Here is a 16,498-nt window from a genome sequence, read left to right as displayed (position 1 = left end):
CTTACTTTATCTATTTATTCGTATACAATACTGCTTAGTTTACTGTTAGAGGCTTATCATAGTGCTCCCACAAAGCTACACCCTCACAATCTAGCTGCTGTAATAGACGATGTGCTTGCTGTAGTTGCTCGTCAAGTGGTGGTGCTGTAATTTCAACTAGCGGCACTAACACAAATGCTCGCTCATACATGCGTGGATGTGGAACAATTAAGCGCTCTGTTTCAATATTTTCATGGTTGTAAAGCAAGATGTCAAGGTCAATAATGCGAGGCCCCCATCGAAACTCACGCACACGACCTAATTCCTGTTCAATGGATTGGCAAATGCTCAGCATCTCAGCAGAGGACAAATCTGTTTTTAGGTGAACGGCAATATTTAAAAAATCTCCTTGGTCTGTATAGCCTACAGCAGCCGTTTCATAAACAGAGGAAATGCGGACAAGCTCAATGCCATCCTTCTGCTTTAAAAGTGCTATTGCTTGCTGAAGATTGTCATATCGTTCTCCTATATTTGTACCAATCGATAAATAGACATCCTTCATTAAAACTCACCTCTCGTTACCTCAACAGATACCTCTTTATAATAGCCATGAATTGGAGGGTCTGGTTTAATAAGCTCCACACGTACACCCTTTACTTTATCAGGATAGGTCGTTAATATTGCATTAGCTACCTTCACCGCAAGAGCCTCAATCAGCTTTAAAGGCACGCCCTCTACAATATCTCGGCATAATGCATATACCTCAGCATAATTCACCGTATAGACTAGATTATCGGTTTCTCCTGCCTTTGTCATATCAACTGCAAGAGAAATATTGGCACGGAAGCGTTGACCAAGCGTAGTTTCTGCCGCTAATACACCATGATAGCCATAAAATTGCATATCCTTTAAATGAATATAGTCCATTACGCTTCCTCCTTATAAATACGTTTCCCTACTAAAACATCTGTCATATGTGTAGCCCGTACCATTTCCTTAACATCATGAACACGTATCATATGACAGCCCTTCTCAATGCCATAAACGATCGTTGCACTCGTACCCTCCATACGTTCTTCAACAGGTAGCCGCAAAACATTACCAATCATTGATTTACGTGATGTAGCTAATAGGACAGGATACCCCATTGCTACTAAATCATTTAAATGTTGCATCATAGCGATATTATGTGCAGTATTTTTTGCAAAGCCAATGCCAGGGTCTAAAATAATATGCTGGTCAGGAACACCTGCCCTTTGTGCAATCGCAATACTTTCTTCTAAGTCCGCCTTTGCTGTTGCCCAAAAATCCGCTCCATAATCCATATTTTCACGATTATGCATTAAAATAATCGGAACATGTAGTTCAGCCGCAACATGGGCAATTTCAGGTTCCGCCTTTGCTCCCCAGATATCATTAATTATATGTGCTCCCGCCTTAATAGCAGCACGGGCTACATTCGCCTTATACGTATCAATGGAGATAATCGCAGATACTTCCTTCACTAATGCTTGAATAACAGGCACAACACGTGCAATTTCATCCTCATCCGAAATTCGCTTATAGCCTGGACGTGTAGATTCGCCACCGACATCAATAATTTTAGCCCCTTCAGCCACCATCTTTTTCGCCTGTCCAACAGCTTCCTCTACATTTTTGTACTTTCCACCATCCGAGAAAGAATCGGGCGTAACGTTTAAAATGCCCATCACGAATGTTTCTTTTCTATAGTCTAATGTAATACCATTAATCGTTAACGGTGTTGTATATTTTTCAAGCATGTAAACACTCCACTTCTTTTACAAATGCCTCATGTAAACACGAATAAACAGGCCCCTTATTGCCTAATAACAAATGATCTTCTAGGTTGCTAATAGGAACAAGCTCTTGTACAGAGTTAGTAATAAAGCATTCTGTACTCTGTTCTACATCTTGCTGTGTAAAGAGGCCTTCTCTTACATCCATCCCTAGCATCCTAGCCTTTTGTATAGCCCATGCACGAATTATTCCTGATAAAATACCTGTCTCTAAGGATGGCGTATATAGTATATCATTTTTCACCCAAAATATATTTGATGTTACACCTTCTGCAACATAGCCTTCTTGCGTTAAAAAGAAGCCTTCCTGCTGTGCCAATGATGGCATTTCAAAGCGGCCAAGTATGTTGTTGCCATAATGATGTGATTTAAGCCGTACCTTCTGCTCAGGTGTATTGCGTCGTGTTGTAAGCCACTGAGCTGTTTTTTCTGTGCCACGAGCTACATGCTGTAATTGTTTACGAAAAATAATGATATTTGGTTGTCTATATTCTGTTGGCTGTAGCCCAATCGCATGCTCGCCAGCAGATACATTCAGACGAAAATAGCCATCCTGTCCATCCGCCAACTTATTTAATTGCTGTACCACATCCAGTAATTCATGCTCGTTATATGTTAAGTGAATACGATATTGCGATAAAGCTAGCTGTAGCCTTTCCATATGTGCTTCCCAGCCAAATACTTGACTACCATATGTTCGGAACGTTTCAAAAAATCCTAATCCATACAAAAATCCGTGGTCAAAGGGTGAAATTCGTAAATCTTGCTCATCTATATACTGTCCATTCATCCAGCATTGCATTTATCTCACTTCCCTACATACAGTTCTATAAATTGACGTAAGAGTTTTTTACCTTGCTCCGTCATAATAGACTCTGGATGGTATTGTACACCCTCTAGTGGGTAGTCTTTATGGCGTAGCCCCATAATTTCGCCTTCCTCTGTCCATGCTGTCACCTCGAGACATGCTGGCAATGTTGCCCTTTCTACAATAAGAGAATGATAGCGCGTTGCTTGGAATGGATTTGGCATTCCCTTATGCAAACCTACTTTAGCATGTAGTACAGGTGATGTCTTTCCATGCATAAGATGTTCAGCCTGTATAACCTTACCACCAAATACCTGTGCTAATGCCTGATGACCAAGGCAAACACCTAAAATTGGAATATTTCCCGCGAAATATTTAATAATGTTCAGACTTTCACCAGCCTCATTTGGACTACATGGTCCTGGAGAAATCACAATCATATCTGGAGCTAGTTTCTCAATTTCCTCTATTGTTATTGTATCATTACGTTTCACAACTATTTCATGGCCAAATTCACCCAAATATTGGACAATGTTATAAATAAATGAATCATAGTTATCAATCATTAAAATCATTTTGCTTGCCCTCCGCCATTGCCTTTGCCTGCCACATTGCCTTCGCCTTATTTAAGGATTCCTGATACTCTCTTGCTGGAATAGAGTCAATGACAATCCCTGCACCAGCTTGAATATGTGCTACCCCATCCTTAATAAACGCTGTACGAATGACAATATTAAACTCCATATCGCCTGTAAAACCAAGCCAACCAATTGAACCTGTATATAAACCACGTCGTACAGGCTCTAATTCTTCAATAATTTCCATTGTACGTATTTTTGGCGCACCTGTAATTGTGCCACCTGGGAACATTGCACGAATCACATCAGCATTTGTTTTGCCTTCCGCTATTTCTCCTCGTACATTCGAAACAATATGCATCACATGTGAATAGCGCTCAATCACCATAAACTCATCCACTTCTACTGTGCCATACGTTGATACTCGTCCTAAATCATTGCGCTCCAAGTCCACCAGCATCACATGCTCAGCACGTTCTTTGTCATTATCAATTAATTCTTGGGCCAATGCTAAATCCTCCGCTTCGGATTTCCCCCTTGGTCGTGTACCTGCAATCGGTCGTGTTGAGAGCTCCTCGCCCTGACGTTTGACTAACAGCTCAGGCGAACCAGAAACAACTGCAAAATCAGGTGCTGCAATATATGCCATATATGGAGATGGATTAAATGTGCGCAATGCCTCATACACATCCATCGGTGTCGCCTGTAATTGCTTTGATTGACGAACAGATAAATTTACTTGGAATACATCGCCCTGTGCAATGTACTCTTGAATTTTTGTGACAGCAGCTTCAAAATCTGTACCTGCAAAGGATACATGTAGCTCATTTTCATCATTGATAATTTCTACAGCATCGGTCTGTTCAAATTTTCGAGTTTGTAAGCTAGACTTTGCTGCTGTTTGCCACTGCTGTGCCCATTCCTCTAAATTTCGTTCACTATCAACTAGCTTCATCAATGTCACTTCATCTGTTTTGACATCTCGAACAGCCCAGCAATCAAATAAATAGAAATAAATATCGGGTACTTGTAAATCATCTACTGCAACAGTCGGTAATGCCTCAATTTTCCTCGCATAATCATACGAGACAAAACCTATTGCCCCTCCTTGGAAAGCAGGAAGTTTGGCATCATAAGACAGTTGATAGTTGGCTACGAAACGTTCTAATAAATCTAGCGGCTCTCCCTGTAGTAGTTCATACTCTCCATTACGCCATTCAATTAACAATCCATCTTCCACCGACTGTGCAGTAACAAATGGATTCCAAGCAGCCATCGTCAAATGTCCACCACGTCCACTTTCTAAAAATATATGTCGTTGCTCATTCTTGGTTTGTTGCTGATAACTATAAAAAAAAGATTCTGCATCCATTGTCATTGTTTTCGTCAATAATGTACTCAAGTTGCCATTCCCCTTTAAATCATGTGATGTGATTCCATCTTAACGTGAATTGCCTATAGAAGTGAACATCTTTATCAAAAAAATAGACATTCCTCTAGTCATGGGAATGTCCTTTAACTGATGCACAAACTCTCCAACATTTTACTTATATATCTTTCTACAAGGAACTTGAAACCTATCATCTATCAGCCCATGCGTCTTTACTCTTTTGTTCTAAAAAGAGAGCTCAATACCAAAATCAGTTCAAAAAAGAATAAAAATGCCTGTATCCGTTAAAGTTGGGAATACTAACAAATAGCGAGGTCTACAGATGCACTATCATTCTATCAAAGATTTATTGGGTATATTAGAACTATTCGTTCTTTCTACTAAGAAAATAAGTTTTTATTGATGCCGTTCAAATGTTCATGAAAGTTATAAGATGATTGGGCAATCAAGATGTAAACGAAAGTTAATTATTATATGGGTGAAAAAATAATTTTATAAAGATATCTGGATCATTGTGTTCACACTCAAAAGTTTAAACTGAACAAACTAAATTTTATCATTGGAATTGACACTATTTTTTAAACAATATGAATAGACACTCACAGAAAAATAGTGAATGTCTATCTTCATTTATGATTAATAAGAAAAACGATTTAACAAACTTTGTAACTCTTTACTCAACACTTGTAATTCATCTGCTGTACGGGCAACACTTTCAATCGCTTTACTTTGCTCGTTAGCTGAAGCCGACACTTCATCCGTTGTTGTAGCTGTTTGCTCCGTAATAGCTGTCATACTTTCAATAGCTGTAGCCGTTTCACCTTGTAGTTGCATAATATTTTGCATCCCCTGTGATAGTTCATGAATCGATCTCATAATTGTATCGATGGAGCTTTGAATAGTTGTAAACACTTGCTCTGTTTCTATTGTCACTTCCTCTTGACGTTGTGAAATATCCAATGTCTGTTCGAGAGCACCAGAAGCGTTCACCGATTCATTTAACATAAGCTGTATCATATCACGTATTTTCGTAGTGGCATTGGCAGATGCTTCAGCTAATTTTCGTACCTCATCCGCTACAACAGCAAAACCCTTGCCATGTTCTCCAGCTCTAGCTGCCTCAATACTCGCATTCAATGCTAACAAATTCGTTTGCTCGGCAATACCTGTAATGACATCAATAACACCTTCAATATTCGTTACCTTTGACAGTAATTCATTTATTACATTATTTACATCTACTAATACTTGATTGGAAGCATTGGCTGTTTCACGAAGCTGTTGTACCTGTGTCATCCCCTTTTCACTTGCTGCTGTAGCATCTTGTGATTGATTGATCATACTTGTTGTATATTGTGTCATCAATGCAATTTGTTGGGATACCTCATGTACCCGATTATTAGTTCTCTCTGCATCTATGACCCCTTGAGCAGCATTTTTCGCCATGGATTGAAGTGTATTAGCTACATTTTCAATCGATACCGTTGTTTCCTCAACAGCCGCACTGACAACATTTGATGATTCAACCACACCATCTGTCGCATTATCCACAGATTTTACCAATGTACGTAAATTATTTTTCATCGTATTCACAGATGCCTCTAGGTTACCAAACTCATCCCGTCGATGTAGCTGAATATTTTCTCCCGTAAGGTCGCCATGTGCAATTTTTTCCGTTTCGTTCATAATCACTTGTATCGCCCGCACAATCTCTCGAACGACAAATGCACCTAGTGCCACAACAATAATAATCACAATAGAAATGCCCACTAATAACCATGTATTGCCTTGCTTATAAATAGCGTCTAATGATACTAAGGATTGTTTGGCATTTGTATCAATCAACTGTTCTAATTCATCTAAATTATTACGTGCTATGGCAAAAGTATGATCAGCTTCCTTGATTTCTGCAAACAGCTCTTTTCTTTGTGCTACATCTGTTGTTTCAGCCTTTTTTATAATAGTTGTCATTTCGGTTTGCCAGCGTTGAAAATTCTCTTGGAAAGCTACAAAATTTTGCTCCATATTATTTCCAGATTTCTCATGACCCAACGTTTTATATGCCTCTGAATCTTGTAATAATTGTTGCGAAGTTTGTACCCTCTTCGTTATTTGTCCTATATTTTCCTCATAGTCTATCTGATTATTTTTTAAGTCCTCTTCTGTGTCGCTTTCAACAATATGAATAACAGCTAAATTCGCCTGATATAAATCACGATCTGCTTCAATTAAATTGGTTTGCGCACTATATACTTTATCGAAAATTAATAGCTTTAGCTCATCTCTTACATCTTTACTAAACATGATACTAATTGCGAATGCAATCGTCAGAATAATAACAGGAATAATTAACAATGCCCCTAATTTAGTGCGTATTGAAATTTGTTTCATTTAAAATCTCCACCCCTCCGCTCAAAATAGGCATTCTCTAGGTCTCCATTTAATGTTATATGTTGGTTATATTTACCTAGACATTCTCACTTTAATTGTAAAGCATGGATAATAATAAGACTATATAATTTAGATAAAAAATAATAAAAGACCCCTTACAATATTAGTAAGGAGTCTTTGACACTTCTATTCTATTAGTCTTCAAATTGATAAAGAGGTGTTGATAGGTAACGTTCACCATTTGATGGTACAACCGCAAGGACATTTGCGCCTTTGCCTAAGCGTTTTGCTGTTTCGATTGCTGCATGGATTGCTGCACCTGATGAAATACCACATAAAATACCTTCTTCACGTGCTACTTTACGTGCTACATCAAAAGCAACCTCATTTTCTACAGGGAATACAGAAGAATATACCTCTGTATCTAAAACGGCTGGGACAAAGCCTGCACCAATACCTTGGATTTTATGTGGACCTGGTTGACCACCAGAAAGAACTGGTGAATCTTTTGGCTCAACAGCGATAATTTCAATATTTGGATATTTTTCTTTTAAAACGGCGCCAGCACCTGTAATTGTACCGCCTGTACCAATCCCTGCTACAAATGCATCTAATGTTACGCCGTCAAATGCTTCAACAATTTCAGGGCCTGTTGTTAAGCGGTGAATTTCAGCATTCGCTGGGTTTGTAAATTGTTGTGGTAAGAAATAGCCATGCTCTTTTGCTAGCTCTTCTGCCTTTGCAATAGCTCCCTTCATACCTGCTGGACCAGGTGTTAACACAAGCTCTGCACCATATGCGCGTAATAGGTTGCGACGCTCTAAGCTCATTGTTTCTGGCATTGCTAAAATTGCTTTATACCCTTTAGCTGCAGCAATCATTGCAAGACCAATACCTGTATTACCAGATGTAGGCTCGATAATTGTACCACCCGGCTTTAATGTCCCATCCTTTTCAGCCGCTTCAATCATGGCTAAAGCTAAACGGTCTTTTACTGAGCTACCAGGATTAAAATATTCTAATTTTACATATACAGTACCTTCATTTTCATTTGTTGCATGATTTAATTTAACAATCGGTGTATTTCCCACTAATTCTGCTACTGAATTTGCTAATTTACTCATTTCCTCATCCACTCCCAATCCCTACTATTTTTATAGGTTTTACTTACTTTGTATTTTATCAATTTTTCCATTCGATTGTCAATAAAGAAAATATATATTTTCAGAATACTATCGAAATTCCCATGAAGCATACTAAAAAGAATCTACATCATTTGTCTGGGTAAGTCACCGCCATTGATATCCAGCATTCGCAAGCTAGTTTAGACTTTTATTACCCACAACAATCTGCAGACTCTTTTTGTGTTTACTTTTCTTTCTTAGATTCCCCATAATACCATGTTGCGTTAAATTCAGACCAAAAAGCTTCAGGTGTCACAGATTGTGGCAATTGTTCTAAAGCTAGCTCACGTTTAATATGTTCTTTCACATCGTCATATGTAAAGGATTGCCCCTCTAATACCTCTTGCACCTGAACAATTCCGTAATGACCATTATCTAACTTATAGGCTTTACTTACCTCAGTTGCTTTTAGTGATTTCACAGCATTGATAATGGCAGGGTCAATATTTTCCTGATTTTCTGTAAGGAAACCAATATCGCCCCCTAGGCTTGCTGAAGCACTGTCTACTGAAATTTCACGTGCCAGCACCGAAAAATCAGAGCCATTTTTTAGCTCATTCAATGCTTCATCAGCGGCTTTTTTAGATTCTACCTCAATAAAATTTGTACGATAGCTTGTTTTTGTATTATACAATCCTTGGTTCTCTTCGTAGTACTGCTCAACCTTGTCTTCATTAATCACAACATCTTTTGTCAGGACTTTATCAAGGATTAGCTGTGAACGGATTTTTTGACGTAGCTGTGGTGCTGAAAGATTTTGCATAGTTGTATCGAATTTGTCTTGTGCAGAGCGCATCAATGCTAGCTCAAGGTCAATCTCTTGATCCGTTACTTTAATTTTATATGCTTTGGCTGCCTTTTCCATTACAGTTTCATTCACTAAATTTTGTAGTGTTTCTTTACCATAACGTTCTTCCATAGCAATCATCCACTCTTGTCGTGTAATAACATCCCCGCCAATAGCAGCGACTTGCTCGTCACTGCCAATTTCGTGATCTTTATTGGGGATTAACCAAGCGATGAACCATATCATATTTCCTAGCAATAAAATCGCCATAACGGCTAAAGCAGGCTTTGTCTTTAAACGGCGTTGCAATAAAGGCGTTTGGTTTGGTGTTACAGCGGGTGTAGGGCGTCGATTACGCGTTGAGCTCATCAATAAATCCTTCTAGCTCTTCTTTAGAAAATTCGTATGTTTCCAAGCAAAAATGGCATTGTGCCTCTGCTTTGCCATCTTCTTCAATCATTTCTCGAATTTCCGCTATTCCTAAACCTAAAATTGCTGCACCAAAACGCTCTTTTGAACATTGACATTTGAATTCAACCGGCATGGAATCTAAAACTTGTAGATGCCCATTTCCTAATACAGCCTCTAAAATTTGCTCAGGTGTAAAGCCTTTTTCAATCATTTTTGAGACAGGCTCTATCGTAGCAAGATGTTGTTCAATTTCATTAATGGTCTCATCATCACAGCCTGGCATCAATTGAAGAATAAACCCTCCAGCTGCAAGAATTGTATTATCTGGGTTAACCAAAACCCCTAAGCCAACAGATGAAGGGACTTGCTCAGATGTAGCGAAATAATACGTAAAATCTTCAGCAATTTCACCTGAGACAATAGGTGTTTGTCCAGAGAACATATCTCTTAAGCCAAGGTCTTTTACAACTGTTAAAGCACCCTCTGAGCCAACCCCTGCTCGCACGTCAAGCTTCCCATGCTCATTTAAATCAAAATGAACATGCGGATTTGTGACAAAGCCACGTACCTCACCATGTGCATTACTATCAATCACCATAGGACCGATTGGACCATTCCCCTCGATTTTGATGGTGATCTTCTCTTCACCCTTTAACATCGCACCCATCATAACAGCTGCGGTCATTGAACGGCCTAGAGCTGCTGATACAACAGGCCATGTATCATGTCGGCGTTGCATTTCTCCTACCGTCTCTGTTGTATGAGCTGCAAAAACGCGTACTTGTCCATTAAACCCTAAACCTCTTACTAAATAGTCTTTCATAAATGAAATGTCCCTCATTTCTTATTGATTACGTTTATATAGCTTATACAAACCCTTTAATGTTAAAAATGGCTCCACAACATCAATGATCTGTGTTTCCCCTGCAATTAGATTAGCTAGCCCTCCTGTAGCAATTACGAATGGCTCCTCTTTACTTTGTGCTTTCATGCGCTGCACAATACCCTCTACTTGCCCGACAAAGCCATAAAAAATCCCTGCCTGCATGGCAGAAACAGTTGTTTTGCCAACAATATGTGTAGGTCGCAATATTTCAATACGCGGCAATCTGGCAGCCTGGGTATAAAGCGCCTCCGTTGAAATCGTAATACCTGGCGCAATAGCACCACCCATGTAATCGCCCTTTTCATTCAAATAACAATAGGTTGTTGCGGTACCAAAATCAACGATAATTAAAGGTGCTTTATATAAATCTAAAGCCGCTATAGCATTAACAATACGGTCTGAGCCAACCTCACGTGGATTGTCGTATTTAATATTTAAACCTGTTTTCACACCAGGCCCTACGACTAAAGGCTTTTTTTGAAAATATTTCTGACACATCGCCTCTAATGAAAACATAATTGGTGGTACAACTGAGGATATAATAATACCTGTAATTTGTTCAAATGAAATACCTGCATGATGAAAAAACGATAATACTTGCATGGCATATTCATCCTCAGTTTTATGAAGGTCTGTTACCATACGCCAATGGAAGGCTAATTGCTCGCTGTCATCATAGACACCTAATACAATATTTGAATTCCCTGCATCTAGCACTAAAATCAAGCCTACTACCTCCCATATCGTAAACCTAAAAATGAATTAAAACACTTGAGAAAATAATACCATATTTTTTATAGCAAGAAGTAACAACTTCTTTAAAAAGGGGCTCCCTATACTAGGCAGCCCCCTGATCATTATTTAAAATTAAATTTTTCTGGATCTGGACCACAACGACGACCATCGTTTAATGCATCTAATTGGCTCATTTCTTCCTCTGTTAAAGCAAAATCAAAAACATCTAGGTTCTCAACCATACGTGTAGGGGTCATTGTTTTGGGAATCGTTACAACATGACATTGAACATCATAACGCAATACAATCTGTGCAGGCGTTTTATCATATTTAGCAGCAAGCTCTTGAATCAAAGCCTCTTCTAGCAAGGAACCATTCATTAAAGGTGACCATGCCTCCACCTGAATACCTTTGTCTTTGCAGTAGGCGCGTACTTCCTTTTGTGTTAGATGTGGATGGAATTCAATTTGGTTAATAACAGGAATCACTGTGGTTTCTTTTAATAGGTTTTCTAAATGATGTACATGGAAATTACTTACACCAATAGAGCGCACTCGACCATCTTGATAAATTTTTTCTAATGCCTTATATACATCAATATAATTGTCATCAATACCAGGCCAGTGTACTAAATATAAATCTAAATAATCCAGCCCTATTTTTTCTAAGCTGCTCTCATAAGCAGCTAGTGTTTCTTCATAGGAAAGACCATCGTTCCAAACTTTAGAGGTAATAAATAGCTCTTCACGAGTCACTAAGCCTTCTTCAATCGCTGCACGTATACCTCGTCCAACACTTTCTTCATTACGATATACTTGTGCTGTATCAATACTGCGAAAGCCCTTTGTAATAGCTGTCTTTACGGCCTCTGCTAGATCATCTCCCTCAGGTACTCGAAAAACACCATAGCCCACTAAAGGCATTTCCAGTCCATTATTCAATGTCACATTTCCCATGCTTCAACACTCCTATCTTGTTTTCACTAACAATATCATTTGCTCTCTACAGAGTCATATGTAGTTGTCCTTCATTTATACATCGTACTGCTTCATCATAGAAAAAGGCAAAGAAAAAGACTGTTTACCGAACTAGTAAACAGCCTTTGCCCTATTAATCACGTTTTTCATCGATACCCTTTGGAGCATCGTTGGATTTTTTACCTTCTTTTGCTAAATCCAGAGCTGTTGGATTTGGGTCCTTGCTAAGCAAATCTTTTTCAACAACTGGTTCACCAATTGTATCTAATGTTGGCTTCGCTTCAATCTTTGGCGTGTTGCCCTCAATTTTTTCAACAGCTTCTGGCTCTGGTAATACACCATGTGTGCGTAAATGCTCAATTTCCTGTGCATTTAATGTTTCTTTTTTCATTAAAGTATTGGCAATTAAATCAAGCAAGTCACGATTTTCCGTGAGAATACGTTTTGTACGCTCATACTGTGTATCAATAATTTTTTGCATTTCTTTATCAATTTCATAAGCGATTGAATCAGAATAGTTTTGGTCTGAATTAAAGTCACGGCCAAGGAATACGTTACCGCCTTGGCTTGAGCCAAATTGCATTGCCCCAAGATTTTCACTCATGCCGTATTCAGTTACCATTGCACGTGCAATACTTGTCACCTTTTGGAAATCGTTATGTGCTCCAGTGGATACTTCACCAAGAACAATTTCCTCTGCTACACGGCCACCAAGAAGCCCTGCAATGCGATCTAAAAGCTCCTGTTTTGTTGTAAAGAAGCGTTCTTCCTTTGGCAACATAATTGCATAACCACCTGCTTGACCACGTGGCACAATCGTTACTTTGTGTACAGTATCAGCCTCATCTAACTCAAGGCCAACAACTACGTGACCCGCCTCATGGAAGGATACAAGTTTTTTCTCTTTTGCTGAGTACACACGACTCGCTTTAGCTGGACCTGCAATTACGCGGTCTGATGCCTCATCGATATCTGTCATATTGATCGAACGTTTACCTTTACGAGCAGCTACAAGCGCCGCTTCGTTTAGTAAGTTTTCTAAATCCGCACCTGAGAAGCCAGGAGTACGTTGCGCAACTGCTCCTAAATCAACTGTATCTGCTAATGGCTTATTGCGTGCATGTACTTTTAAGATTGCTTCACGTCCTTTTACATCAGGATGCCCTACTGTAATTTGACGGTCAAAACGACCTGGACGTAATAATGCCTTATCTAAAATATCTGGGCGGTTTGTTGCGGCAATGATAATAATTCCCTCATTTGCACCGAAACCATCCATTTCAACAAGCAATTGGTTCAATGTTTGTTCACGCTCATCATGACCGCCGCCAAGACCAGCGCCACGTTGACGACCCACTGCATCAATCTCATCAATAAAGATAATACATGGTGCGTTTTTCTTAGCATTTTCAAACAAGTCTCGAACACGTGATGCACCGACACCGACGAACATTTCTACAAAGTCAGAACCTGAAATGGAGAAGAACGGAACGCCAGCTTCACCTGCTACTGCTCGTGCTAGTAATGTTTTACCTGTACCTGGAGGCCCTACAAGTAAGATACCCTTTGGAATACGTGCACCGATTTCAGTGAATTTACGATGATCTTTTAAAAATTCTACAACCTCAACAAGCTCTGCCTTTTCTTCATCAGCACCTGCTACATCTGTAAAACGTACTTTTTTCTTTTGATCATCATAAAGTTTCGCCTTACTTTTACCAAAGCCCATCACTTTATTACCGCCACCCTGAGATTGGCTCATTAGGAAGAAGAATAAGAAAATGATGATAATGAAAGGAATAATTCCTGTGAAGAATTGAATCCATCCACTTGTTTCTGGTGCTGCTAAATAGCTAATATTACTATCCTTATCCTTAGCAGCCTCATCGATGCGGTCCATTAAGGATTGATTATCGCGAGGAATATTTACCGTAAAGCTTTGACCTTTTTCATAGCCTTTCAGTGTACCTTCAACAATGTATACGGATTTATCAGGTTGAATGGTAGCACTTGTTATTTCTTTATTATCGAGAGCATTTTGAAACTCATAATACGTTAGCTCTTGCGTTGGCGAATTACCGCCATTGAAAGTACCAAAAATACCGATAATCACTAGGAAAATCAGTAGGTAGAATATGGTATATCGAAATATTCGATTCATCTCCAGCCTCCTCATTACAAACAGAAAAATTATAAGTAAAATCTTAACATACCCTGATTTCAGGATACAACGAAAAGCTCTACTTAAAAAATGTTTCGTTTATTTTTTACTGTTATTCAAACAGCTTTTAGATCATCTTTAATACGTCCCAGCGTAATTGTACCTGTTCCTTAAGCTTGATATAGCGGAATATTGTGTCAAGATTTTGAATTATATTCATAATACGCAAATCCCAAAACAATTATTTCCATTCTATTAAAAATAGATGTGCTTTTGCTTCTTGATATCACGAAAAATTGATGACCTACGCGGGGGCCTTTCTTTTTCATAACGGGTAGCTTATAACTTAGAATGAATAAACTTCAGGCTTTAAAATACCAATATAAGGTAGGTTTCGGTATTTTTCTGCATAATCTAGCCCATAACCTACAACAAAGCCGTCGGGTACTTCAAAGCCAACATAGTCAGCAGCTAAGTTCACTTTGCGACCTGATGGTTTATCAAGCAATGTCACAATTTTAATGGATTTTGCTTTACGATATTTAAATAAATCTACGAGATAGCTTAACGTTAAACCACTATCAATAATGTCCTCAATAATTAATACATCACGCCCCTCAACGCTTGTATTCAAATCCTTTAAAATCTTTACTTCACCAGATGACACTGTAGCATTGCCATAGCTAGAGACATCCATAAAATCTAGCTCGATGAAAGAATCAAAGCGCTTCATTAAATCTGTCATAAAAGGCATCGCCCCTTTAAGAACACCGACAGCTAATGGGAATGCATCTTTGTACTCCTCTGTCAATTGTGCACCTAGCTCTACAATTCTTTCCTGCAATTGTTCTTCTGTAATCATAATTTTTTCGATGTCATTTTGTAACATATCGATTCCTCCTCGTGATGTATCAAAAAATCTTCAACCTATCATTTTATGTTGAAATATTTTACAAAGACCTTAGTCTACGATGAGCACTGTATCATCGTTTGGTTGCGGGGTAGTTGAAAAAAACATGCCCATCCGCACACCAATTACCGCTACTACCTCATCAGATTGAGAAATCAGTAACGGCCAGCTATTTCGCTCATTTAAAGGAATCTTTTCATCTATAAAAAGGCGAGATAAGCGTTTTGGCTGATCCATTCCTTTTAACAGCATTCGATCTCCATCCTTGCGCGTTCGTACATAGAGCGGTAGGTGGAGTTTGCTAGCGTTAAAATAAAAAAGTTGTGCAGTATCCGTCAGCAGCTCAGATGTTAAATCATCTAGCTTAGCTAGGCATAAACGTTCACCAGTTGTCAATGTTGTCCATCCATTAGCAGTCGAAATTATCTTTTTCTCAGAAGAAGCTACTCCTTCCAATGGCCTATTCTTCTGAATTGTTAATTGTCCGTAACGACGAACTGCTAAAAAATCCTCAGGCAAGTGAATTTCAGCATATCCTGCTGTCGTCTCACAAAGCTTTAAAATTGATGTCACTAAAGCATAACTTTGTATCGTATTTGAATCTTTGTAAAGATAGTTTAATAGTATTAAAATGAGCCTCCTTTGTAAAGCAAGCGATATCAATTGAAAAGCATCAATTTTCATGCTGTATGTATTTTCGTTACTTCTCTCGATAATTTGAGAAAATACATCTTGGGCTAAGGCCATTAAAAACGCATCGTCTTCCTGCAATTGCTTTGTAAAATGGGTTACCTGTTCACTCACTCGTGGATTTTCTGCCTCCAATAAAGGCACCACATGATGTCTATAGCGATTGCGTACATAAGTATCCTTGGCATTGCTAGCATCTTCCCGATAATCTAAACCTTTTCTAAGTAAATATTCCCTTATTTCGTACTTTGTAACCGTTAAAAATGGACGAATTAATGTTTTTCCAGCGAAAAATCGTTGGGCACGTATTCCTTGCATACTATTGATGGTCGCATTTTTGGTTAGCGCCATTAACACAGACTCTAATTGGTCATCCGCATGATGTGCAGTGACAAGCTTCGTCGCATTCGTTTGCTGTAAGACCTCTTTAAAATATCGGTATCTTTCCCTCCTGCAAATAAGCTGTGTATTCCCTTTTTCCTGTGCCATTATTGCAGGTATCGGAATCGCCCTCGCATGTAAGTAAACGCCATTATTATCACAGTATTTTTGGACAAATGCTCTATCCTCAGCAGAAGCTTCCCCTCTTAACATATGATCGACATGTACTGCCTCTATCTGAATGCCCCATTGCTCTTTTGTGTCCACAAAATAATGCAGTAACGCCATCGAATCGATTCCTCCCGAAACGGCGATGAGAAGATGGTCGTCTTGCTGTAATAATCGCTCTTTTTCAATAAATGATTTGACCTTTAATTCAAATGACAAACGCTTCTCCTCCCCTTTTCGATACA

At 38.8% G+C, this 16,498-nt stretch carries 15 protein-coding genes; all 15 read right to left on the bottom strand.

The genetic code is table 11. The features are described from left to right. Positions 1–34 precede the first annotated feature (34 nt). Positions 35–541 (bottom strand): 2-amino-4-hydroxy-6-hydroxymethyldihydropteridine diphosphokinase, encoded by a 507-nt coding sequence (gene folK, locus MHB44_RS00610; RefSeq protein ID WP_341301165.1) that lies wholly within the window; start codon positions 539–541, stop codon positions 35–37. Next, the gene (gene folB, locus MHB44_RS00605) at positions 541–906 is read right to left on the bottom strand and encodes a dihydroneopterin aldolase (protein ID WP_341301164.1); all 366 of its coding nucleotides are present in this window, start codon (positions 904–906) and stop codon (positions 541–543) included. The genes folK and folB overlap by 1 nt, the downstream gene beginning before the upstream one ends. After that, a complete protein-coding gene (gene folP / locus MHB44_RS00600; RefSeq protein WP_341301163.1) occupies positions 906–1,760 on the bottom strand; it encodes a dihydropteroate synthase in 855 nt (284 codons plus the stop codon). The genes folB and folP overlap by 1 nt, the downstream gene beginning before the upstream one ends. Beyond that, positions 1,753–2,598, bottom strand: a complete 846-nt coding sequence (gene pabC / locus MHB44_RS00595; protein ID WP_341301162.1) for an aminodeoxychorismate lyase — start codon at positions 2,596–2,598, stop codon at positions 1,753–1,755. Before pabC ends, folP begins: the two co-directional genes overlap by 8 nt. A 5-nt stretch (positions 2,599–2,603) precedes the next feature. Continuing rightward, positions 2,604–3,179: an aminodeoxychorismate/anthranilate synthase component II gene (gene pabA / locus MHB44_RS00590; RefSeq protein WP_341301161.1), complete on the bottom strand. Its 576-nt coding sequence runs from the start codon at positions 3,177–3,179 to the stop codon at positions 2,604–2,606. Next, positions 3,163–4,554 carry an aminodeoxychorismate synthase, component I gene (gene pabB / locus MHB44_RS00585; protein ID WP_341302895.1) on the bottom strand — a complete coding sequence of 464 codons (1,392 nt, stop codon included), beginning with the start codon at positions 4,552–4,554 and terminating at the stop codon, positions 3,163–3,165. Before pabB ends, pabA begins: the two co-directional genes overlap by 17 nt. Before the next feature lie 654 nt (positions 4,555–5,208). After that, positions 5,209–6,963 carry a HAMP domain-containing methyl-accepting chemotaxis protein gene (locus tag MHB44_RS00580; protein WP_341301160.1) on the bottom strand — a complete coding sequence of 585 codons (1,755 nt, stop codon included), beginning with the start codon at positions 6,961–6,963 and terminating at the stop codon, positions 5,209–5,211. Between the two features lie 194 nt (positions 6,964–7,157). Next, positions 7,158–8,087, bottom strand: coding sequence for a cysteine synthase A (gene cysK / locus MHB44_RS00575; protein WP_341301159.1), 930 nt, complete (start codon positions 8,085–8,087; stop codon positions 7,158–7,160). 244 nt (positions 8,088–8,331) lie between these two features. Continuing rightward, on the bottom strand, positions 8,332–9,303 hold the full coding sequence (locus MHB44_RS00570; RefSeq protein WP_341301158.1) for a peptidyl-prolyl cis-trans isomerase: 972 nt from the start codon (positions 9,301–9,303) through the stop codon (positions 8,332–8,334). Then, positions 9,287–10,168 carry an Hsp33 family molecular chaperone HslO gene (hslO, locus tag MHB44_RS00565; protein ID WP_341301157.1) on the bottom strand — a complete coding sequence of 294 codons (882 nt, stop codon included), beginning with the start codon at positions 10,166–10,168 and terminating at the stop codon, positions 9,287–9,289. The genes MHB44_RS00570 and hslO overlap by 17 nt, the downstream gene beginning before the upstream one ends. 21 nt (positions 10,169–10,189) lie before the next feature. Further along, positions 10,190–10,957: a type III pantothenate kinase gene (locus MHB44_RS00560; RefSeq protein ID WP_341301156.1), complete on the bottom strand. Its 768-nt coding sequence runs from the start codon at positions 10,955–10,957 to the stop codon at positions 10,190–10,192. A 131-nt stretch (positions 10,958–11,088) separates the two neighbouring features. Next, positions 11,089–11,922 (bottom strand): aldo/keto reductase, encoded by an 834-nt coding sequence (locus MHB44_RS00555; protein WP_341301155.1) that lies wholly within the window; start codon positions 11,920–11,922, stop codon positions 11,089–11,091. 154 nt (positions 11,923–12,076) lie between these two features. Next, positions 12,077–14,104 carry an ATP-dependent zinc metalloprotease FtsH gene (gene ftsH, locus MHB44_RS00550; RefSeq protein ID WP_341301154.1) on the bottom strand — a complete coding sequence of 676 codons (2,028 nt, stop codon included), beginning with the start codon at positions 14,102–14,104 and terminating at the stop codon, positions 12,077–12,079. Between the two features lie 346 nt (positions 14,105–14,450). Continuing rightward, entirely contained in the window at positions 14,451–14,993 is a 543-nt protein-coding gene (hpt, locus tag MHB44_RS00545) for a hypoxanthine phosphoribosyltransferase (RefSeq protein WP_053997027.1), read from the bottom strand. A gap of 72 nt (positions 14,994–15,065) precedes the next feature. Then, complete coding sequence (gene tilS, locus MHB44_RS00540; RefSeq protein ID WP_341301153.1) at positions 15,066–16,472, bottom strand: tRNA lysidine(34) synthetase TilS; 1,407 nt, start codon at positions 16,470–16,472, stop codon at positions 15,066–15,068. Positions 16,473–16,498 lie beyond the last annotated feature (26 nt).

The organism is Lysinibacillus sp. FSL H8-0500, from assembly GCF_038051955.1.
GTDB lineage: Bacteria > Bacillota > Bacilli > Bacillales_A > Planococcaceae > Lysinibacillus > Lysinibacillus macroides.
Note: the sequence above shows the minus strand (reverse complement) of the source record. Positions and strands in the feature narration are given on the sequence as shown.